General features: G+C 64.5%; 20 protein-coding genes. 6 read left to right on the top strand and 14 right to left on the bottom strand.

Annotation, left to right across the window (positions count from 1 at the left end; translation table 11 throughout):
- Positions 1 to 10 precede the first annotated feature (10 nt).
- The 3 genes from DAAJ005_RS15400 to DAAJ005_RS15390 all read left to right on the top strand — a co-directional run bounded on the left by DAAJ005_RS15400 (position 11) and on the right by DAAJ005_RS15390 (position 4013).
- Positions 11 to 928 carry a dihydrodipicolinate synthase family protein gene (locus DAAJ005_RS15400; protein WP_151847872.1) on the top strand — a complete coding sequence of 306 codons (918 nt, stop codon included), beginning with the start codon at positions 11 to 13 and terminating at the stop codon, positions 926 to 928.
- Complete coding sequence (locus DAAJ005_RS15395) at positions 925 to 2445, top strand: aldehyde dehydrogenase (NADP(+)) (protein ID WP_151847871.1); 1521 nt, start codon at positions 925 to 927, stop codon at positions 2443 to 2445. The genes DAAJ005_RS15400 and DAAJ005_RS15395 overlap by 4 nt, the downstream gene beginning before the upstream one ends.
- 119 nt (positions 2446 to 2564) lie before the next feature.
- Positions 2565 to 4013 carry an alpha-amylase family glycosyl hydrolase gene (locus DAAJ005_RS15390; protein WP_151847870.1) on the top strand — a complete coding sequence of 483 codons (1449 nt, stop codon included), beginning with the start codon at positions 2565 to 2567 and terminating at the stop codon, positions 4011 to 4013.
- Here the strand turns inward: DAAJ005_RS15390 and DAAJ005_RS15385 are convergent.
- A complete protein-coding gene (locus DAAJ005_RS15385; protein ID WP_151847869.1) occupies positions 4000 to 4920 on the bottom strand; it encodes a theronine dehydrogenase in 921 nt (306 codons plus the stop codon). The two genes, DAAJ005_RS15390 and DAAJ005_RS15385, sit on opposite strands and share 14 nt — an antisense overlap.
- A 55-nt stretch (positions 4921 to 4975) precedes the next feature.
- On the opposite strand from DAAJ005_RS15385, the gene DAAJ005_RS15380 reads away from it, so the two are divergent.
- Positions 4976 to 5773, top strand: coding sequence for a MerR family transcriptional regulator (locus DAAJ005_RS15380; RefSeq protein ID WP_151847868.1), 798 nt, complete (start codon positions 4976 to 4978; stop codon positions 5771 to 5773).
- A gap of 20 nt (positions 5774 to 5793) precedes the next feature.
- Here DAAJ005_RS15380 and DAAJ005_RS15375 read toward each other — a convergent pair whose 3' ends face one another.
- On the bottom strand, positions 5794 to 6489 hold the full coding sequence (locus tag DAAJ005_RS15375; RefSeq protein ID WP_151847867.1) for an amino acid ABC transporter permease: 696 nt from the start codon (positions 6487 to 6489) through the stop codon (positions 5794 to 5796).
- Positions 6490 to 6595: 106 nt separating this feature from the next.
- On the opposite strand from DAAJ005_RS15375, the gene recQ reads away from it, so the two are divergent.
- Positions 6596 to 8827, top strand: coding sequence for a DNA helicase RecQ (recQ, locus tag DAAJ005_RS15370; RefSeq protein WP_151847866.1), 2232 nt, complete (start codon positions 6596 to 6598; stop codon positions 8825 to 8827).
- Positions 8828 to 8919: 92 nt separating this feature from the next.
- Here recQ and DAAJ005_RS15365 read toward each other — a convergent pair whose 3' ends face one another.
- The 4 genes from DAAJ005_RS15365 to argJ form a co-directional block, all read right to left on the bottom strand.
- Positions 8920 to 9306: a DUF1622 domain-containing protein gene (locus DAAJ005_RS15365; RefSeq protein WP_226342469.1), complete on the bottom strand. Its 387-nt coding sequence runs from the start codon at positions 9304 to 9306 to the stop codon at positions 8920 to 8922.
- Between the two features lie 46 nt (positions 9307 to 9352).
- Positions 9353 to 10147, bottom strand: coding sequence for a Cof-type HAD-IIB family hydrolase (locus DAAJ005_RS15360; RefSeq protein ID WP_151847865.1), 795 nt, complete (start codon positions 10145 to 10147; stop codon positions 9353 to 9355).
- Positions 10148 to 10213: 66 nt separating this feature from the next.
- Entirely contained in the window at positions 10214 to 10999 is a 786-nt protein-coding gene (locus tag DAAJ005_RS15355) for a hypothetical protein (protein ID WP_151847864.1), read from the bottom strand.
- A gap of 166 nt (positions 11000 to 11165) precedes the next feature.
- Positions 11166 to 12338 carry a bifunctional glutamate N-acetyltransferase/amino-acid acetyltransferase ArgJ gene (gene argJ / locus DAAJ005_RS15350; protein ID WP_151847863.1) on the bottom strand — a complete coding sequence of 391 codons (1173 nt, stop codon included), beginning with the start codon at positions 12336 to 12338 and terminating at the stop codon, positions 11166 to 11168.
- A gap of 150 nt (positions 12339 to 12488) precedes the next feature.
- Between argJ and DAAJ005_RS15345 the strand changes: the two genes are divergently transcribed.
- A complete protein-coding gene (locus DAAJ005_RS15345) occupies positions 12489 to 13931 on the top strand; it encodes an alpha/beta fold hydrolase (protein ID WP_192930794.1) in 1443 nt (480 codons plus the stop codon).
- 3 nt (positions 13932 to 13934) lie between these two features.
- Here the strand turns inward: DAAJ005_RS15345 and DAAJ005_RS15340 are convergent, their stop codons facing one another.
- The 8 genes from DAAJ005_RS15340 to DAAJ005_RS15305 form a co-directional block, all read right to left on the bottom strand.
- Positions 13935 to 14750 carry a hypothetical protein gene (locus DAAJ005_RS15340; protein WP_151847862.1) on the bottom strand — a complete coding sequence of 272 codons (816 nt, stop codon included), beginning with the start codon at positions 14748 to 14750 and terminating at the stop codon, positions 13935 to 13937.
- A 57-nt stretch (positions 14751 to 14807) separates the two neighbouring features.
- Positions 14808 to 15344: a mismatch-specific DNA-glycosylase gene (locus DAAJ005_RS15335; RefSeq protein ID WP_226342468.1), complete on the bottom strand. Its 537-nt coding sequence runs from the start codon at positions 15342 to 15344 to the stop codon at positions 14808 to 14810.
- A gap of 14 nt (positions 15345 to 15358) precedes the next feature.
- On the bottom strand, positions 15359 to 15955 hold the full coding sequence (locus tag DAAJ005_RS15330) for a sulfite oxidase-like oxidoreductase (RefSeq protein WP_151847860.1): 597 nt from the start codon (positions 15953 to 15955) through the stop codon (positions 15359 to 15361).
- A 129-nt stretch (positions 15956 to 16084) separates the two neighbouring features.
- Positions 16085 to 17140 carry a DUF475 domain-containing protein gene (locus DAAJ005_RS15325; protein ID WP_151847859.1) on the bottom strand — a complete coding sequence of 352 codons (1056 nt, stop codon included), beginning with the start codon at positions 17138 to 17140 and terminating at the stop codon, positions 16085 to 16087.
- Between the two features lie 143 nt (positions 17141 to 17283).
- Positions 17284 to 17859, bottom strand: coding sequence for a TerD family protein (locus DAAJ005_RS15320; RefSeq protein ID WP_151847858.1), 576 nt, complete (start codon positions 17857 to 17859; stop codon positions 17284 to 17286).
- A gap of 160 nt (positions 17860 to 18019) precedes the next feature.
- A complete protein-coding gene (locus DAAJ005_RS15315; RefSeq protein WP_151847857.1) occupies positions 18020 to 18598 on the bottom strand; it encodes a TerD family protein in 579 nt (192 codons plus the stop codon).
- Positions 18599 to 18730: 132 nt separating this feature from the next.
- Entirely contained in the window at positions 18731 to 19966 is a 1236-nt protein-coding gene (locus DAAJ005_RS15310) for a VWA domain-containing protein (RefSeq protein WP_151847856.1), read from the bottom strand.
- Entirely contained in the window at positions 19967 to 21175 is a 1209-nt protein-coding gene (locus DAAJ005_RS15305) for a TerD family protein (RefSeq protein ID WP_151847855.1), read from the bottom strand.
- Between the last annotated feature and the right edge of the window lie 58 nt (positions 21176 to 21233).

The raw sequence follows: 21233 nt of genomic DNA, 5'->3' as shown, positions 1-21233 counted from the left end.
GGAGCCACATATGACCCTTTCTTCATCCCACCCCTTTCGCGGCGTTTTCCCCGCCATCACCACCCCCTTCAATGCCGACGGCAGCGTGGACCACGGCTTTCTGCGCGAACATGCCCGCTGGATGATGGCCGCCGGGTGCGACGGCATGATTCCGCTGGGTTCGCTGGGCGAGACCAACACGCTGGAGATGGACGAGAAAATGGCCGTGCTGGAAACCCTGGTGGACGCGCTGGACGGTAAGCCCGTGATTCCCGGCATCGCCAGCCTCAGCACGGCGGGCGGGGTGCGGCTGGCCCAGGCGGCGCGTGACGTGGGCTGCGGCGGCCTGATGGCGCTGCCGCCCTACGTCTACACCAGCGACTGGCGCGAGATGAAGGCGCACATGGCGGCCCTGGTGGCGGCCACCGAGCTGCCCGTGATTCTGTACAACAACCCCGGCGCATACCGCACCGATTTCCTGGCCCCGCAGATTGCCGAACTGGCCGGGGAACACGCCAACCTCCGTGGCGTTAAGGAATCCAGCGGGGATGTGCGCCGCGTGACCGCCCTGCGCGCTGTGCTGCCCGAATCGGTGGACATTCTGGTGGGTCTGGACGACGCCATCGTGGAGGGCGTGGCGGCAGGGGCAACTGGCTGGATCGCGGGCCTGATCAATGCCTATCCCGCCGAGAGCGTGCGCCTGTTTGAACTGGCCCGCGACGGCAAGACGCAGGAAGCCGCCGAACTGTACCGCTGGTTTTTGCCGCTGCTGAGGCTGGACGTGGTAAACAAGTTCGTGCAACTCATTAAATTCGTGCAGGAAGAAACCGGGCATGGCAGCGCCCGCGTCCGCGCCCCCCGCTTGGAACTGACCGACGCCGAGAAAGCCGAGGCCCGCGCCGTGATTGAGGCCGCCTCCGGGCGCGTTCCTGCGCGAGTGGGCGCATGACCGCCCACACCTTTCAGGCGACGAATCCGGCGACGGGTCAGCCTCTGACTCCGGCCTTCAAGGTCACGACACCCGGCGAGCTGGAGACATTGGTAGCGGCAGCAAAAGACGCGGCACGCGGTTTTGCGGCCAGTTCTCCCCAGCAGCGGGCCGACTTCCTGAACGCCGCCGCCGCTGGAATTGAAGCGCGGGCCGACGCGTTCATTGAAGCGGCCATGGGCGAAACTGGATTGCCGGAAGCCCGGTTGCGCGGCGAGGTGGGCCGCACCGCCAACCAGCTCCGCCTGTTCGCACGGGTGGCGGCGGACGGCTCGTGGGTGGACGCCCGCATTGACCATGGTGATCCGGCCCGCAAGCCCGCCAAACCCGATGTCCGCAGCATGCGCGTTCCGCTGGGGCCAGTGGCAGTCTTCGGGGCCAGCAATTTTCCGCTGGCCTTCAGCGTGGCCGGGGGCGACACCGCTTCCGCGCTGGCGGCGGGCTGCCCGGTGGTGGTCAAGGCACACCCCGCGCACCCGGCGACTTCCAAGCTGGCCGCCGAAGCGATCAGCGAGGCAGCGGAGCAGGTGGGTCTGCCCGCAGGCGTCTTCGGCATCGCTTACGAGGACAGCTATGAGCTGGGCGTGCAACTGGTGGGGCATCCCGACATCCACGCCGTCGGCTTCACCGGCTCACGCGCGGGTGGGCTGGCGCTGGTGGCGGTGGCCCAGGCCCGTGAAGTTCCTATTCCCGTCTACGCCGAGATGAGCAGTGTCAATCCCAGCGTATTCACGGCAGCGGCGCTGGAGGCGAATGGCGCGGCACTGGCGAAAGGGCTGGCCGCCAGCATCAGCGGCTCGGGCGGACAGCTCTGCACCCAGCCGGGACTTTTGTTCGTACCAGTCGGAGAGGCGGGGGATGCCTTCCTGAACGACGTCGCCGCGAAGCTGGACGCGACTCCAGCCTGTACCCTCCTTACGGGCGGCATCCTGAACGCCTTCCAGAAGGGGGCGGCGGGGCATCTGAAAGCGGTGGGCGTGCAGCCTCTGACCCAGGCTTCTGCCCCGGAGAGCGGCGCGCAGCCTCAGCTTCTCAGTGTGCCCATCGCCAGCTTTACTCCCGATCTGGCCGATGAGGTCTTCGGTCCCCTCAGCGTGGCGGTGCGCTATGACAGTCTGGAGGAGGTCACGCCCATTCTGGCCGGATTGGAAGGCCAGTTAACCGCCACCCTGCATGCCACTGACGCCGAGTTGGACGGCCTCGCGGACCTGCTGTACGTCATGGGCCAGCGGGCCGGGCGACTGGTGCTGAACGGTTTCCCGACTGGGGTGGAGGTGGGGCACGCGATGGTCCACGGCGGGCCGTTCCCGGCCACCAGCGACGGCGGGCGCAGCACCAGTGTGGGCAGTCTCGCCATCGAGCGTTTTGCCCGCCTGCGCGCGTACCAGGATTTCCCGGACCGTGCGCTGCCCCCGGAATTGCAGGACGCCAACCCCTGCGGCATCTGGCGTCTGGTGGACGGCGAGCGCACGCGCTGAGGCGCTGAGCTTAAAACAGGGCATCTAAAACAGGGCGCGTTCTGGGGGGGGGCGGTACCTCCCCCAACGCGCCCGTTTTGCCCTTCCCACACGGTGGTCATGCGGGGTTAAGATGCCGCATGCGAAAAACCATTCTCCTGGGTCTGCTCCTCGGGGCGGCGGGAGCGGCGGCCCAGGGCAATATGCCGCTGTCCTCCTTTGAGGGGCAGGTGGTCTATCAGGTCATGCCGGACCGCTTCTTCGACGGCAACGCGGCCAACAACGCGGGCGTCAACAAGGGTGATCCGCGCGCGTGGCACGGCGGCGATCTGGCGGGCCTGACTGCGAAGCTGCCGTACATCCAGAAGCTGGGGGCCACCGCCGTCTGGCTGACGCCCATCTACCAGCAGCAGGCGCAGAATTCCTTCGACACCGCGCCGTACCACGGCTACTGGCCTGCCGACTTCCGCAAGGTGGACCCCCATTTCGGAACGCTGAACGATTTCTCGGCGTTTATCGGGGCGACGCAGAAGGGCGGCATGCGGGTGGTTCTCGATCAGGTCATCAACCACTACGGGTATCTGGCCCCCGCCGTGAAGGAACATCCGACGTGGTTTAACGGCAAGGCGGCGTGCGACGCCTCGCGCCAGAAGGACATCGACTGCCCGCTGGCCGGGTTGCCGGACCTGAACCAGGGCAATCCCCAGGTGCGCGATCTGCTGCTGGGCAACGCCGGATTCTGGCGCGATCAGGGTGTGTCTGCATTCCGTTACGACGCCATCAAGAATGTGGACGGGCCGTTTCTGGGCGATCTGCTGGCGGGTGACCGCGCCGCCGGGATCTGGACCTTGGGCGAGTGGTACAACGCCGACACGGGCACGGTGGCCGAGTGGCAGCGCCGGGGCTTCGACAGTCTGTTTCTGTTCAGCCTTCAGGCCGCCATGAAGGGCAGCATCATGGCCGGGCAGGGACTGGACGGGGTGGCCGCCGTGCTGTCGCGGCAGGGCGAATTGCCCCGTCCCGGCGAGGTGGCGCTGTTCCTGGACAACCACGACGTGCCGCGTTTCGCGCAGGGTTCGCTGTTCGAGGACGTGGGGCAGGCCCGCACCAAATATGGCCTGCGCGCGCTGATGACCCTGCGCGGCGTGCCCGTGATCTGGCAGGGCACCGAGATCGCCATGCGCGGCGGTGCGGACCCCGACAACCGCCGCGACATGCGTTTTGAAGACAGATGGACGCCCCAGGAAAAGAGCGTGTTCGAGGTGGCCCAGAACGCCATCGCGGTCCGGCAGGCCAGTCCGGCCCTGAGCCGGGGCACCTTGACGCTGCTGAAAACGCCACAGAGCCTCGCGGATCGGCTGCTGATTTTTACCCGCGAGCAGGAAGGCCAGCGGGTCTTGGTCGTCTGGCACGGCGGCAAGACGCGGCAAAGCTACTCGGTCAGGCTGGGGAGCCTGGGCCTGAGCAGTGGGGACCTGCCCGTGATCCAGTCGCTGTTTGCCGGACAGAACGCCAAAATCAAGGTCAGCAGCGGCTACCTGCATCTCAGTCTGCCCCCGGAGGACGCGGCGGCGTTCAAGCTGAATTGACTGCCGTCCAGTCCACCACCACGGACACTGGGCGCGGCCAGTCCCACAGCCGGGTGAAAGCGGCAGGCAAGTCGTCAGGTTTGATGGTTTCCGCGAAGAGTCGTTCCAGCACGGGATCGGCGTGTTGCCACAGCCAGCGGGCGTAAGCCCCATATTCCTCGCCATCGCTGGAGGCCACCACGCTCAATTCGCGGGTGTGGAAGGCAGGTGGCAGCGTGAGTGACCCCCAGTTCCCGTCGCTGAGAACGCAGCAACGCCCACCAAGGCCCAGGTGCGAGAGCAATTCCGTGAAGCCCGCCGGTGACGCGCTGCATTCCAGGCCCACATCGTAGGCGTCGTGGGGAAGGGTGCCGGGTGCGTGAGCTGAAACTGCGCCGAACGCTAAAGCCAGTTCGCGCCGCTCTGGGTCAGGTTCCAGGACGGTCACATTCTCGATGCCACGGCGGGTCAGGTTAAAAATGCTCAGCAATCCCAGCAGGCCTGCCCCGGCCACCAGCACACGCTCCTGCGGCCCAGGCGCGACTTTGCGGACCCCCTTGTGGGTTTCTTCGCCCAGAATGACGGCCAATGCCTGCCGGTCCGGGACGTGGTCTGGAACAGGGAAGACCCTCTCAGCACGGTGAATGCCTGCGCTGGAATGGCCCAGAGTGGTGATCACCCGCACGCCCACTTCCAGCGCAACGTCCGCGCCCACTGCCTCCACCACGCCCACTGCCTCCACCACGCCCAGCGTCTGATAGCCCAGCCGCCAGTGGGTCTCACCGTTTCGCACCACGCTCAATTCCGAGGAAACGCTGACGGCGCTCAGGACCGTTCGCACGCGGATTTCGCCGGGGCTGGGCGGTGGCAACTCCACCTCTTCCCAGCGGAATTCGTGGGGCGCGGTGAGGGTCAACCTGCGTTGCATCCCGTCATTCTGACCCCTTGACCCTCACGTTGCGTCAGCCCTTACGCTGCTGTTTATGGAGGCCAGAACCGCAACAGATGAACAGACCTGGACGGTGGGAGAGGTGGCGCTGCTGACCCGCCTGAGCGTCCGCACGCTGCACCACTACGACGAGATCGGGCTGCTACGGCCCGGCGCGCGGACGGAGGCGGGTTATCGCCTGTACACCCCTGCCGATCTGGCGCGGCTGTGGCGCGTGCTGAGCTACCGCGAACTGGGCTTTCCGCTGGCCGAGATCGCCCGCGTGCTGGACGCTCCGCCCGGTGATGAAGTGGCGTCGCTACGGACCCAGGTGGCGTTGCTGCAAGAAAAACAGCGCCGTATCCAGTCCACCCTGGACGCCGCCCTGGCCTACCTGAATGCCGCCGAACGCGGCGAAGGAGTTCCCAAGATGACCAACGTTGAACTGAAAGAAATCTTCGACGGCTTCGATCCAGCCGAACACGAGGCCGAGGCCCGTCAGCGCTGGGGCGATACCGACGCCTACCAGCAGAGCGCCCGGCGCACGGGCAGCTACACAAAAGCCGACTGGGAAGCGGTCAGGGCCGAGATGAACGCCATCTATGCCCGTTACGTGGCCTTAATGCACGTCGGAACGCCTCCTGATTCTGCTGAGGCAAAAGCCGTGGCCGCCGATCACCGCGCCCATATCTCGGCCCGATATTACGATGCATCCCCCGAAATGATGCGCGGTCTGGCGCAGATGTGGGTGGCCGACGAACGTTTTACGAAGAATATCGACAGCGTGGGGGAGGGATTGGCGGCCTACAGCAGTGCGGCTGTGCTGGCGTGGGCGGCTGAACTGGAAGGGTGATGGGGTGACTTACTTTCCTCCTATAGCACCCGCCGCTCAATCCCCGCCTGCCCGCGCCCCAGCCGACGCTCCAGCGCCCGCACCACGCGGGTCAGGGTGAAGGTCAGCAGGAAATAAACTAGTGCCAGCACGGCGTAGACCTCGAACTGGCGGTAGGTGACCCCGGTGATGTACTTGCCCTGTGCGAACAGTTCCTGCAAGGTCACGGCACTGGCGAGGCTGCTGCCCAGGATCAGGCTGATGAATTCGTTGCCCAGCGCGGGCAGCGCCACCCGCCACGCCTGCGGCAGCACCACAAAGCGCACCGCCTGGGCGCGGCTCAGGCCCAGGCTGCGGCCTGCCTCGATCTGGCCCACGGGCACGCTGTTCAGCCCGCCGCGCACGATCTCGGAGGTGTACGCCGCCGAGTACAGACCCAGCGCCAGCACCGCCGCCGGAAAGCCGTCCAGCGTCAGGCCCAGCGCGGGCAGGCCGTAATACACCACGCTCAGGAGAACGATCAGCGGAATGCCGCGCACCACCTCCACGTAGGCATTGCCCAGCGGCCCCAGCAGCGGCACCCGGAACACCCGCACGATACCCAGCACTGTCCCCAGCACCACTGAAACGCCCAGCGCGCACAGGCTGACCGCCAGCGTGAGACCCAGACCAGACAGCAGCAGGCGCGGGTAATCGCCTGAAAGAATGGTGCGGAATCCCTCGGCTAGATCGGCCATGCGGGGGACAGTGTAAACCGTGGGACCGGCCTCAGCAGACCGCAAGGTCCGAAAACCACCCCTCCATGCCATTACGCCCTGCACAGAACGCGCTATCCTGGCGGCGATGTCTCTTGTCCAGCCGCACACTGCCCAATCTCCTGCCGAAACCGACGCACGCGCCCTGGAAGTCCTGAGCCGGGTCTGGGGTTATGGGGCATTTCGGGACGTGCAGGCTGACATTGTGCGGACGGTGGTAGAGGGCAACAATGCGCTGGTGCTGATGCCCACGGGCGGCGGCAAGAGCCTGTGCTATCAGGTGCCCAGTTTGCTGCGCCCCGGCGTTGGCATCGTGGTGTCGCCCCTTATCGCGCTGATGAAAGATCAGGTGGACGCGCTGAGGCAATTTGGCGTGCGGGCCGCTTTTCTGAATTCCAGCCTGGATTTGCAAAGTGTGCGCGAGGTGGAAGCTGCCCTGATGGCCGGGGAACTGGACATGCTGTACGTGGCCCCCGAACGCCTGTTGCTGCCGCGCACGTTGGACCTGCTGGAACGCGCCTCGGTGGCCCTGTTCGCCATCGACGAGGCTCACTGTGTCTCGCAGTGGGGGCATGATTTCAGGCCGGAATACGGGCAACTTGGCGTGCTGCCCCGGCGTTTTCCCGACATCCCCCGCGTGGCCCTGACCGCCACCGCCGATGACCGCACGCGCGCCGACATCCTGAACGTGCTGGAACTGAACAGCGCGGCACAGTTCATCTCCAGCTTTGACCGCCCGAATATCCAGTACCGGGTGGCGAACAAGGAGGGCCCCAAGACCCAGTTGCTGGATTTTATCCACGCCGAACACCGGGGAGACGCGGGCATCGTGTACTGCCTGTCGCGCAAATCGGTGGAACAGACCGCGCAGTGGCTGGCGACGCAGGGGGTGGACGCCGTGCCGTATCACGCGGGCCTCTCGCCGCGTGAGCGCAACCACGCCCAGGAACGCTTTCTGAACGACGAGGGTGTGGTGGTGGTGGCCACGGTGGCCTTTGGCATGGGCATTGACAAGCCCAACGTACGTTTCGTGGCGCACCTGGACCTGCCCAAGAGCATGGAGGGCTACTACCAGGAAACGGGCCGCGCCGGGCGCGACGGCCTGCCCAGCACCGCCTGGATGGTCTACGGGCTGGCCGACGTGGTGAACGTCAAGCGGATGCTCTCGCAGAGTGACGCGCCGGAGGACGTAAAGCGCGTGGAGGCTGCCAAACTGGACGCCCTGCTCACCTACTGCGAGGCCGCGACCTGCCGCCGCCAGTTGTTGCTGGCCTACTTTGGAGAGGAGAGAAACGAACCCTGCGGCAACTGCGACATCTGCCTGAACCCACCGAAAGTGCGCGACGCCACCCGCGAGGCGCAGATGGCCCTGAGCGCGGCTATTCGCACGGGCAACCGTTTTGGCGCGGCTCACCTGACCGACATTCTGCTGGGCCAGCCCACCGAGAAAGTCGTGGCGATGGGCCACCATCTGCTGCCCACCTTCGGCGTCGGCAAGGGCCACGACGAGAAGATGTGGCGCGGGCTGATCCGTCAAATGGTCAGTCTGGGTCACCTCGCAGCGGGCGAACACTATGGCCTGAGCGCCACTGGCAAATCTCGCCCGCTGTTGAAGGGCGAGACACAACTGATGTTGCGTGAGGACAGTCTCGTTCCCCACGAAAAGTCTCGCAAGCGGGACCGGGACGCTTCCCGTGGCAACCGCGCCCCGGTGGATTCACAGGACGCGCCGCTGTTTGAAGCATTGCGGGCCTGGAGGCTTCAGCTTGCCCGGCAGAAAGCTGTGCCGCCCTACGCCATTTTCAGCGACGCCACCCTCAAGGCCATCTGCGAGTTGCGCCCCGGTAGCGCGGCCACGCTGGGAACGGTCAGCGGTGTGGGCCAGCGCAAACTGGCTGATTATGGCGAGGGCGTGCTAGACATCGTGCGCGAACATTCGGGGAGTGAGCGGGCGCGGCCTGCTTCACCCGCCGAGCGTGGGATACGGGAAAACAGCGCCGTGCTGGGGCTGCTGCGTGGTAAGGAAGAAAGAACGCCACCCCAGCCCCTCTTCTCAGCCCCAGTCAGAGCAGAGCAAACCCCGCCCGTCTCCGTCAATCCAGATGTTGCCGAAGTCCTGCGCGAACTGCGCCGCGAGTTGACTCGCGAAACTGGACACAGCGCCTTCGTGATCTTCCCGAACGCCGCGCTGGAAGCCCTGGCTGCTGCCTGCCCACGCACGGTGGAAGAACTTCAGGGCCTGCCCGGTATGGGACCGAAGCGCATTGAGAATTACGGCGAACGCATCGTGGAGGTGGTTTTGACGGTGCTGAACGGGTGATCTTCATAGCTCCCCTGAACTTGCAAAGCTGTGTAGGAGAGCGGAGCTGACTGAGGGGTTCAACCGTCGAAGCGTCCCAGACCCATGAAACACTACGCGTCCCCGTTCACTTTCATCTTTCCCTTCTCCCGGTTGTTGGCGTCAATCTCCCGTTCCAGAAAATAATTGAGCGCCGTGCGAATCAGCGCAATGGCCCCCAGTTTGCCGATGTCCTCCCAGGTGGGGGCGATGGCGGTCAGGAGGATGTCGGCGGCCAGCAGAAATTCCAGGGCAATGGCGAGCCAGCGGCCCAGTTGCAGGCGCAGGTTCTGCTTGGCCTCGTCGTTGGCGGCGGCGTTGCGCGGTAGGAACAGCGCATATAGCGAACGCCACAGCGCCTGCACAATCGCGGCGGCAATAATTAGCGCGGCGGCGAATTCGGCCAGCGAGGCAATCGCCCGCGCCCCCAACTGCACAGCCTGCTCAACGGTTCCCAGCACCCGCAGACTCTAGCGTTTGAGATGCTGACGTTTGAGGCTCTAGCGTTTACAGCGTCAGCGCCAACTGCACGGCCTCTATCAAGCCTCCATTATCCACATGGCCCACCGTGTAGCGGGCGGCGGCCAAGGCGGGTGGGTCCGCGTTGCCCATCGCCACCGGATGGCCCACCACGCGCATGGCGCTCACGTCATTCTCGCCGTCGCCCACCATCATCACGCGGTCCATGCCTAGGCCGTATTCCGCCGCGATTCGCCGCACCGCGCTGCCCTTGCTGATGCCCGCGCGGGTGATGCTGATGAACATGGTGTCCGGCATGGCCGGGCTGCCTGCCGGATGCAGGTCCAGTCCCGGATGAGGCTCCGTCGTAACAGCCGTTTCCTGCTCGCGCGGCACCACCCACTGCGCCCGCACGCGCGTTCCCACCAGCGATTCGGGGGTGCGCGGATCATACGGCACGCCCAGCAGCGCGGCATGGCGCTCGGCCAGCGAACCGGGTTTGGTCACGCCGAATTCGGTGTCGGTGTAGACCTCCAGCAAGCGGTCTTCGGCGTGGGCGCGTTCCATCAGCATGGGCAGTGCGTCGTCGGGCAGGGCTTCCGAGAGGCTTTCCCCGGAGTCCACCCGGACCACGCTGGCCCCGTTCTGAAAGACGTGCCAGCCGTCCGCGTCCATCCGCCGCGCGTAGCCCAGGGCGTTCCCAATGGCGGGACGTCCGCTGCACAGCGCAATCCGCACACCCATTGCTCTTGCATCCGCCAGCGCTGCCCAGACATCTTCCCGCACGGTGTTGTCCGTGCCGATCAGGGTTCCGTCCACATCCACACAAATCAGTCCCAGCATGGGCGGCAGTCTAGGGGCTGGGAATGCTGAGGGTATGGGGCGAGATAGATGGCGAGGAAGAAACCCTCAGGGTTTGACGGCTCCCTGTCGCACGCGGCGCAATCCCACAGTCAATACTGCCGATGCCAGCGGCACCAGTCCGCGCACGCCTCCGCCGCCCAGACCCATCGTCAGCGAGACCACGGCGGCCTGCCGGGCACGCTGGACTTCCTCTGCCCGGACCGTGCGGGCGGCGCGGTCACATGGGCTGCTGACCGGTTCGGGGGTCGTGAACACAGGCGTCAGGGCCACGGCTCCCAGCCCAAGAAGGGCGGCGGGCATAGTAGTCACACCCGAAGCCTGATCCCGCCACAGCCGGGGCATCAGCACGCCCAGCGCGGGCAACCACGAGTGGGAACCGGGAGTCAGGAGCGGCGCTGCCGAAGCGAGGAGTGCTGCCGAACGGTTGCCCGTGGCCGCCGCCAATGCCGATTGCACCAGCAGACCCTGATGATCCAAGGGGGTGGCGTTCTCTCCGGTGGTTCCGGCGATCAGTCTCAGGCCACTCAGCGCGGCGAAGGCAGCCAGCGGATTGCCCGGTCCGCCGATCAACGCGGCGGCGGCAGCGACGGGCAACGCCGCGTTGGCGGTCTGCGGTGAATCCGGGTCCAGTTCGCGCGCAATCGCCCAGGCGCTGAAGGCCGCGCCGCCCACGCCCAGCGCCTGCCACCAGTTGCCGCGCACCACACGCCCAAGCAGTACCGCCCCCACCATCCCCGCCGCCGCGATCCGGTTGGACGAAAACGAGAAATCCAGGGGCCGGGCCAGCGCGGGCTGTGGGGCAGGAGCTTTGTTCGGGGTTTGGATGGTCATGCCGTAGCGTAGCCCGCCTATGCGCCTGAAGCCCGGTTCTGAAGGTTGGCTCAAGTGGCGAAAATCTCGTGACTTTTGGGAGTTCTGATTGAAGTGGTGGCTCTCTCCTGGCATTCCACGAGAGGGCAAAGGGAGCTAGCGGCAAGTCCTCAACTACCGATTGTTCTCAGGTCGTGTAATCCGCGTTGATGCTCACGTATTCGGCGCTCAGATCACAACCCCACGCCTCGCCGGACGCGCCGCCCACGCCGAGGTCTATCTCGAAAATGACTTCTTCAGCTTTCATGCTGTCGCTGACTGCCGCATCGTCATAGGGCAGCGGCTTTCCAGCAAAAACCGGGTTGCCCTGCACGGCCACGGTCATGCCCTCGACGTTCACGGCGGCTCCGCTGCGGCCCACCGCCATGATCACGCGGCCCCAGTTGGGATCGTTGCCGTGAACCGCGCTCTTGAGCAGCGGGCTGACGCAGCAGGTGCGGGCGGCGGTGAGTGCCTCGGCTTCCGTGAGGGCGCCGGACACGCGGACCGTCAGCAGGCGGGTGGCTCCCTCGCCGTCGCGGGCGATCTGGCGGGCCAGGTCACGCATCACGGCCTCTAGCGCGGGCAGGAAATCAGTCAGCGCCACCTCTCCGGCCTGCCCATTTGCCAGCACCATCGCCATGTCGTTGGTGCTGGTGTCGCCGTCCACGGTCACGGCATTGAAGGTACGGGCCACCACGGCAGAGAAAGCTGCGCGCAGGCCGGGACCATCCACCGCCGCGTCGGTGAAGACGAAGGCAAACATGGTGGCCATATCCGGGTGGATCATGCCGCTGCCCTTGGCGACGCCCACAATTCGCGCCCCACCGGGCAGGTCTGCCGAGGCGGTCTTGGGCCGCAAATCGGTGGTCATGATCGCGCCCGCGAAGGCGGCAGCGTCGGTCCTCAGGTCTTCGGGCAGGTGTTCCACGCCGCTCAGCACGCGGTCCATCGGCAGCGGGTGGCCGATGATCCCGGTGCTGGCGGTCAGTACGCTGTCCATCTCCACATTCAGCACGCTGCCCAGCGCATCGGCAATGTCGGCATTGTCGCGTGCGCCGCGTTTCCCAGTGGCGGCGTTGGCGTTTCCGGCATTGACCACCAGCGCCCGCACCGGGCCGCCCGCCGCATAGACCTCGCGGTTACGTGTCACGCAGGCGGCGGCGGTGGTGCTGCGCGTTCCGGCAAAGGCCCATACGCAGTCGGTCTCGGAGACCACGGTACTCAGATCAGTCTTGCCACTGGGCTTGATGCCAGCGGCCAGCGCGGCGGTCTGAAAGCCTTTCGGCAGGGTCAGGGGAGTGGAGGTGGGGGCGCTCATGTCATGAGTTTAGAGCGGCGTGGCGTGCGGAAGCGGGCGTGTGATAGGCAGATGGACCGCCCCTGCCCACCCCAGCAGATCAAGCCCCGGCCAAGGCTGCCCGTAAGCCGCCGCACCATCCCCTTTTCGCATGCAGAGCAGCATGGGCTGATGCGTCTGTCGCCCCTTCTCCTGCTTTCCGCCCTGCTGGCCGCCTGTGCCCCGGCCACCCAGACGGTGCGCCCGTCCGCGCCTGCCGCCGTAACCACACCCAGCGACGCGGTCCTGGCGCGGGTTCCAGCCGTGCGCGTGGTGCGCCCCAGCTTCGTGGTTCCTGGCACGCCTACCAACCTGAACGCCAGCATCACCATTCGCTATGGCCCCGAAAAACCCACAACCATCCTGCTGCTGATGCCCGGCTTTCTGGGCGGTGCGGGCAGTTTTGACCGGCTGGCGCGGCAGATCGTGGCCCTGCAACCGGGCACGGCGGTCTGGACGGTGGACCGCCGCAGCAACCTGCTGGAACCCCAGGCGGAGATCGCGGCAGCCAATCCTGCGGAGTTGGCGCAGATCGTGAAAGACGGCCTGCCTTCCCGCTCTAAAGAAAGCCTGTCCTACATGCGCGACTGGGGCCTGAATGTGACACTGCGCGACTGGCGGGTGGCGATTAAAGAGGCCCGTACCCTGACCTCTGAGGTGTTTATCGGCGGTCACTCAATGGGCGGCAGCCTGACCGGACTGTACGCAGCCTACGACTTTGATGGCCCCCCCGCAGACTCAGGGCGCGGCTCGGACGACATACGCGGGATGGTCATGCTAGACGGTGCGCCGGGCCTGCTGAGCAACCAGCCGCTGACCATCCAGAACTACGACGACGGCACCGAGGGCGTGCTGGGACCGCTCACTGGCCTGAAAAAACTGCCCGAAGACCCGTATGTGGACGCGATTTATTTTGGCCCCAAACTGGCCAGCCGCGCCGCCGCCCAGGCCCGATTGGCTGCCAACCAGCCGAATGCCCTGGCCCCATCGGGCGGTCTAGTGAATTACCCGGCCACCAATCTGGCGGCAGCGATGGTGCAGCTTGAGCAGCGGTACGCCCTGCTGCCGTTTCTGGCCCTCAAGACCGGGCGGGCCACCAATGCGGTGGAGGGCAACAACCTGATCGCCGCCGTGCTGGGCGGCAAGGACAGTTACTGGGTGGCTGGGCAGCAGGACCGCAACAAGCCTGTTGGCTGGCTGGCGGACCCGGCAGACCCCACCAATCCGCAGGACTTCGTGAAACGCTTCTGGACCCCCCTGAGCGATTTCAGCGAGTGGTACTTTCCCAACCGCCTGACGCTGGACCTCGCCGCTGTGCGCCAGGGAACAAAAGGGACGCCCTTTGAGAAGGATCTGCGTGTGTGGCACAAGGTGTCTCTGCCTGCCCTGGGCATCGTGGCTGGAGAGGGCGTCTCAAACGCCGAGGAGTATCAGAAATATGCCGCGCTGACGGGGGCGCAAATGACCGTCCGCACCTTAAGGGGGGCCGCGCATCTGGACATCATTTCTGCCCGTAGTGACCAGGTGGCCCGCTGGATTCTGGAGTGGATGGCCGGAGTGGAGGCGAAAAAGTAAAGGCTATTCGGTCTCCGGTTTCTCCAGATATTTGTTCTCCAGATAACGCCCATGCGCCTTCAGAACCCGGCCCTGCTGGGCATTGCGGTCCCGGATGACGGCGGCCATGCGTCCCTCAATTAAAGCCAGTTGGCGCTGCAATTCCGCCTCGTTGGCGGGGGTGGGCGGCACGGTGCGGTAGGTTTCCAACAGTTCGGGAATATCCTCGCGGGCCGCTTGCCGCACGTCAAAGGCGTCACGGTTTAGCATCGGGTCACCCGCCGAGACGCGCAGGGCGTCGCGGGTGGCGATCACGGTGGCGTGAAAGGCCACGCGGCTGGCCGGGGGCAGCGCACGCTCGTGTGTCCTCAGTGTTCCCAGCAGACTGGTTTCATCGGCCCTGAGGTCGGCGGGTAGAGTAGCGTTTGGAGTGTTCGCCAGAGCATCCTCATCCGGCGCGTTCATCAGGCGGGTGGCGCTAACGGCGGTGCGGACCAGTCCCAGCAGCCCCAGCAGCAGCGTGATGCCCAGCAGCCAGCCCGCAGGTTCAAACCCCAGCGCAAGCAACACGCCGAAGATCAGCAGCAGCGGAAAGATCACGAACGCGCCCAGAACGCCTTGCAGGGTCAGTTTGCCCAGGCCCGCGCCGCGCCGCGCCAGCCGGGTGGCCTGACGGCGCAGATCACCGGAGCCGCCGTTTTCCATTTGAGGGGTTAGCCAGGGATCGTGGCCCAAGCTGTTCACGTCCCCCGGTCCCTTATGCGCGGGCCGGATTAGATACCGCACCACGCGCGAGCCGGTGCGGGCCACAGTCAGGAGGGTGGTGACAGAGGGGGCCATACAAACCAGAATACGGCGTGAGGCTGAGGAAAGTTCCCGCCCTCTGGGACGCCATGTTCAGCGTTCGCTCAGCTTGTCTCTGATCTCAGACACCCGGTTAGACAGCTCCTGCCACGGCTCAAGGTGGAAATAGTTGTGGCCCAGCGGACTGGTGCTGGGCAGGACCCAGACTTCCGCCCCTTCCAGCGTCTCTGTTTGAAGGCCATAGGGCAGCTTGCCCGTCGGCTTCCCCAGCATCTCGGACGCGCCGCGCTTGCTGGTGAAGGCGATGATCTGCGGACGGTATGTCCTGATCTTTTCCAGCAGTTCGTCCGGCTGCCATGCCTCGCCGGGCAGGGCCGAATCCACGCCGCTGTGCCTTTTCGCCACGTCCGTCAGGCCGATGCCATAATCCAGAACCTGCGGATATTCCTGCGGCGCGAGTTGCCTCGGAGTCATTCCCACCACATGCAGCGTGCGCCAGAATTTGTTGACCGGATTGGCGTAATACGCCCGTTTTGCCGCACTGATTTTGCTGGGTGCGGTGCCGACAAGTACAAGCGCGAGGCCGGGTTTCAGAACATCCGGGACGAGGTAACCCTCAGCGGTGGGCATCTGATCTTCCACCATCAATCGTCGTCGTAGCGCTGTTCCTTGAAGGGATCGCCACGCATGTGGTAGCCGTTGACTTCCCAGAATCCGGGCTTGTCGGCGGCCATGAATTCCAGTCCGGTCAGCCACTTGGCACTTTTCCAGAAGTACAGGTGGGGCACCACCAGCCGCAGCGGCCCGCCATGTTCAGCCGTCAGAGGTTCGCCGCCAAAGGTGTGCGCCAGCAGGTTCTCCGGGCGCGTGAAGTCCTCCAGCGAGAGGTTGGTGGTGTAGCCCCCGACGCTGTGCTGCATGACGTATTTGGCTGCCGGGTCCAGCTCAAGGTGTTCCATCAGGTCCATGACGCGCACGCCGGTCCATTCGGTGTCCAGCTTGCTCCAGTGCGTCACGCAGTGGATGTCGTAGGTCAGCGTGGTCTGAGGCAACGCCATCAGCTCTGCCCAGGTCAGGGTCTTCTCCCCGGCCAGCCCGCTGATGCGAATGACCACTTCTGAGGCGTCGTAACGCTGCGCGGGGCCGTAGGTCAGGACGGGAAAGCGGGCCGTCAGGCTCTGGCCGGGGGGAACGCGCCCGCCCATGCTGTCCGCCGGTTTCTTGAAGAATTTTCCAAGCATGGCCGTATTTAAGCGCGGCGGCGGCGGTGATGTCACGGGCAGGGATACGTTTTGGTCTTCAGGAAAGCTCCACAAAAAGGCTGTGGAGGGAGCTTCTTCGCCCCCTCCACAGCCTTACCCATCTTGCACTCAGTTGGGCTGAGATTTCCCCTCGGCCAGTTCGCGCTTGTTGGCCCGCACGCTGGACCAGATGGACGCCCCGATAAACGCCACCCCGATCAGGCCCGTCACCAGTTCCGGGATATGCACGTTGCGGTTGGTGCTGCTCAGCATGATGATCGCCAGCGCCAGGATGCCGTAGTGCGCCCCGTGTTCCAGGAAGCGGTACTGCGCCAGTGTTCCCTGGTGGACCAGAAACAGCGTCAGCGAACGCACGAACACCGCGCCAATCGCCAGCCCTGCCGAGATGATCACGATTTCCTTGGTCACGGCGAAGGCCCCGATCACGCCGTCCAGCGAGAAAGACGCGTCCAGCACTTCCAGGTACAGGAAAGCTGTGAGGCCCGCCGCGCCTGCCTTGGCCGCCATGTCATTGGGGTCAAACAGGCCGCCGATGGCGTTCATGGCCAGGTAGACCAGTAGGCCCACCATGCCCGCCGTGACCGCCGCGAGTTGCTCGGCAGGGGCCACCAAGAAGTGCGTGATGGACAGCAGCACCACACCCGCGATCAGCGCCTGAATGGTGTCCAGCTTGCCCAGTCCGGCCAGACGGCGCTCAAAACCCGCCAGCCAGTGTTCGTCTTTTTCCGGGTCCATCAGGTAATTCAGCGCCACCATTAGCAGGAAGATGCCGCCGAACGCGCTGATGACGACTTCGGCCTTCTCCAGATACTCCCCGTACTTGGCCGAGTCATTCAGGGCCAGACTGGCCACCTCGCCAAAGCCTAGGCCCGCCGTGATGGCGACGATGGCAATCGGAAAGACCAGCCGCATCCCCACCACGGCGATCAGAATGCCCCAGACCAGGAACCGGCGCTGCCACTTCTCGGTCATGTTCTTGAGGACCGAGGCGTTGACCACCGCGTTGTCAAAGCTGAGGGACACTTCCATGACGCCCAGCACCACAGCGATCACCAGGAAATTCAGGGCCACCGCCAGTCCGCCGGTATTGAATCCGTACCAGAAGGTCAGAATCAGGGCCACGATGCTCACACCAAAGGCGAAGCCAAACTCTCTTTGAATCACTAACGTTCTCCTTGCTGGCTGCCCTCTCTGTGGGGGACAGGCCAAACGCTTTATTATGCGGGCTTGCCGCTACAGAGCGGTCTTCCCGCCATAGAAACGGCACCCGGCCTGTGGGGAACGGGTGCCACTGAGGGTTCTTTAATTCAGACGTTCACGCCGTAATTGCGTGCCAACGGCCCCAGGCCGCCGGTATAGCCCTGGCCCACCGCGCGGAACTTCCATTCGCCGCCGTGTCGGTAAATCTCGCCGAAGATCACGGCGGTCTCGGTGCTGAAATCCTCGCCCAGATCAAAACGGGTCAGTTCCTGATTGTTGTCCTCGTTGACCACGCGGATGAACGCGCCGCCCACCTGTCCGAAGTTCTGACGGCGGGCCTCCGCCTCGTCAATGGTCACACTGACGGCGATTCTGTCAATCTCGGCGGGAACCTGCGTCAGGTTGATCTTGATGGCCTCGTCGTCGCCGTCGCCCTCGCCCGTGCGGTTGTCGCCGGTATGCTCCACGCTGCCGTCCGTGCTGCGGAGCTGGTTGTAAAAGATGAAATCGTGATCGCCGCGCACTTTGCCGCTGCTGCCCAGCAGGAACGCGCAGGCGTCCAGGTCAAACGCCTGACCGTCGGTGGGGCGCGGGTCCCAGCCCAGGCCCACGATGATGCGTTGCAGGTTGGCGTCCTGCTTGCTCAGGGAGATGTTGCCGCCTTTTTGAAGTGAAAGTGCCATGTTAGTTCCATCCTTTTTCGGGTTCTAGACCATCATGTTGCTGATGGTCCGATAGTAAATACGGAGATTTGGAGTCAAGAGTTCCCAGCAGGAGAGGAGGGGATGAACTGTGGTCACAGCCTGAAAAAATCGTTTGATCAAGCCCCTCAGCCCGCTTTGATTACAGGTAAGCCTTGATGTCCGGCAGGTTGTCCTGATACGTCCGCCCCTTAGATGTTGCGCCGATGGCGGTCATGGTCCAGTCGTTGCCCTGCCGCTTGAGGCTCGCCAGGATCATGGCGCTGTGCTGGCCGCCCGCCGACAGGTCATAACGGGCAATTTCGCTTTCGCCCTGGGTATTGACCAGACGGCAGTAGGCGTTCTCAATCTGGCCGAAATCCTGGCCGCTGTAGTTGTTGACGCTGAAGATCAGGGTGGTCACATTGGCGGGCAGACGCGATAGGTTCACGGTGATGCTCTCGTCGTCGCCGTCGCCCGCGCCCGTGCGGTTGTCGCCGCTGTGCTGGATCGCGCCGTCCTTGCTCTGAAGCTGGCGGAACCACACGGCGTCCACCAGTTGGCCCTGCGCGTCAAACATCAGTGCGTTGGCGTCCAGATCCACGTCTACCGAGCCGCCGCCGAAGCCGAAGAAGCCCTTTTTCTTGATGGCGTCCCAGCCCAGGCCCATGCGAACGCTGCTGAGGCCGGGGGCTTCCTTGGTGAGGCTGATCTGCTGTCCTTTCTTGAGGGAAATAGGCATGTTGTTCTCCTTGTGTGAGGGGGGAATGGAGGCTAGAGATTGTCAAACCGTCTAAAGGTCTAGCTGTCTAACTGCTAAAGATAGGGCGTTTGGCCTTTGTTTTTGCGGTGAGACGGTTTGACCGTTGGACAGTTAGACCCGCAGGATTCCCGCTGCCTTTGCGTCCCGCTGCCAGCCGTCCAGCTCATTGAGCAGCAGGTCAAACAGTTCGGCGTCCCCAATTTTAATGGGTGCAGGCACCCGGAAGAAGTCGGCGTTGTCCACCACGCGGCCCGGCAGATCGTCCAGCTTTTCCAGAAAGTCAAAGTTGACGCGGCCCTCTTCAATCCCCATGAACTTCCAGAAGATCGGCTCGTGGGCGGCGTCGGTCATCTGGCGAATCACGACGGCGGGGTTGCTGGTGCCGCCATCAGTGATGAACAGGACCAGACACGGCAGCTCGCGGCCCTCTTTCTCGGCGTCTTCGCGGACCATTTTCATGACCGGGCTGTAGTGGGTGCCGCCTTCCAGCTTGACCTTCAGGCGGTCCACGAACCCGGCCACGTTGTCCAGCGACAGCGTGCCGCTGCGGTGCGCCTTGATCCCGAAGAGGTAGACCTCCACCTCGCCGTCGTCGTCCAGGCGGGCGGCCAGGGCCAGAGCGCGTTCGGCCAGCGCCTGCACCGCGCCGCTACGGTACTCGTTCTGCATGCTGCCGCTGATGTCCAGCACCAGTTTGACGCGGTAACGGGCGTCGGCTAGTCCGCGTTTTTCCAGGCTGACACTGGCCGTTTTGATCAGGCTGACCAGTTGGGGCTGCTCGCGCTCGGCCTTTTCCAGCAGCACCCGCTGGCGCTCCTTGTGCAGATTGACGGTGGGGGCTGGCGCTGCCTCAGCCTCCGCAACTTCCCCGCCAAAGTGCCGCACCAGAGCGTCCAGCCCACCGTTAAAGCCCTGCGCCACCGTCGCCAGCCGCCAGCCGTCCGCGTGGCGGTACAGCCGAATCAGCATCACGGCCTTTTCCGCTTTCAGATGGGGTTTGACGTCAAATGTTGCGTCCCCAACTTTGACGGACAGCGCCCCCGCCCCAGCAATCGCCTGGGTGTCATGCGTGGCCGTGAAATAAATTTCGGTGATGAAAGTGGGCAGCGCCGCGAGGTCCACGCTAAAGCTCGTGTCCACCCCCTGTCGGGCCAGTTCCAGCGCCCCTTCCGGGCTGCGCGGCTGGTTGAAGAAGACCATGTAACGGTCATCGCTCAGCTTTCCGTCCTGCAAGCCGAAGGCGGTCAGATCCGCGCCGTCCAGCGTGCAGTGGATGTCCACACTCAGGCGCTGGCCCACGCCCAGCGTGCTGAGTGGGACGCGTTGTCCAGCCTGGAGAACGCCCATCTACTTGCTGCCCGCAGACCAGCGGAAGCCGAAGCCGAAGTGCTGATCGGCCTCCTGATGGTCCTTGAAATAGCGTTCTTCCTTGGTGATCTTGACCTCGCCGCCCACGTTTTCAATGCTGGCAATGGCGCAGAACGTCCGGCGCATATCGGGGTTGCTGAGTTGCACGGCAATCTCGTTGCCGCGCGGGTCTTTCATGGTCAGGCGGGCGTTGACCTTGGTAAAATCAGAGGTTCCCTGGTAGATGAAGGCGAAAATGACGACGGTATGAATCAGGTCCGGGCGCGAGATCACCAGATTCTCGCCGTCGCTGGACGCGCCGCTACGGTCATCCTTGTCCAGCAGGATGAACGGCTCAAAGCGGTCACTGCCAAAGCTGTTGCCCAGCGCCTGAATCACGCCCTTCTGCCCGTCCTGCATCACAAACATGCAACCCAGGTCCAGGTCTGCACTGGCCCGCAGAAAGCCGCCGCCCTTGTCCCAGTTCAAGTTGACGCTGATGGGGTCTTTCTGGCCGTCCTTCCGCAGAGAAATCTTGGCGCTCTGGCCCTGCTTGTCCAGCGTGATCTTGCCCAGATTGATGGTGGGGGCGGGCGGTGTGGGCGCTGCGGCAGGTGTGGGTGGGGGACGTGGGGTGGCGGGGGTTGGTGCAGGCGTCGGTGTTGGTGCGGGAGGACGAGCGGCGGGTGTATCCGCCACCGTGCCGCCAAAGTGCTTGACCAGTGCGTCCAGACCACCGTTGAAGCCCTGGCCCACTGCGCCCACACGCCAGACGTCCTTGAAATACAGGTCCAGCAGCATGACCGCCTTCTGCTGCTGAAAATCGCGCCCGGTGACGCGGTAATTCATTAGCGGAGTGCCGGAACTGCTCAGCGTGACTTCGGCGTGGTCAATGGCGTTAAACGCGCCGCTGTCCACCGTGGAGGCCAGACTCAGGCGGCGAACACTGGTGGGTAGGCGGGACAGGTCTACCTGAAACACCTTCTCATTGCGCGCCCCGCTTTTCATCTCCAACGCGCCTTCCGGGCTGCGCGGCTGGTTAAAAAAGACCATGTAGCGGTCATCGCTCAGTTTGCCCGCCGCGTCCAGACCGAACAGAATCAGGTCATATTCGGAGGCGGGGCCAGTCACCTGCACCGTTAAAGTCAGATTGGTCTGCGGGGTCAGGGTACTCAGTTGTGCTTTTTGCCCGGTTGTGAAGGTCTGCATGTTCTCCTTTTTACGGGGGTGTGGAAAAAGGGAGGCTGGAAACCGCGTTCCCAACCTC

It is taken from the genome of Deinococcus sp. AJ005 (assembly GCF_009017495.1).
Lineage (GTDB): Bacteria > Deinococcota > Deinococci > Deinococcales > Deinococcaceae > Deinococcus.
Note: the sequence above shows the minus strand (reverse complement) of the source record. Positions and strands in the feature narration are given on the sequence as shown.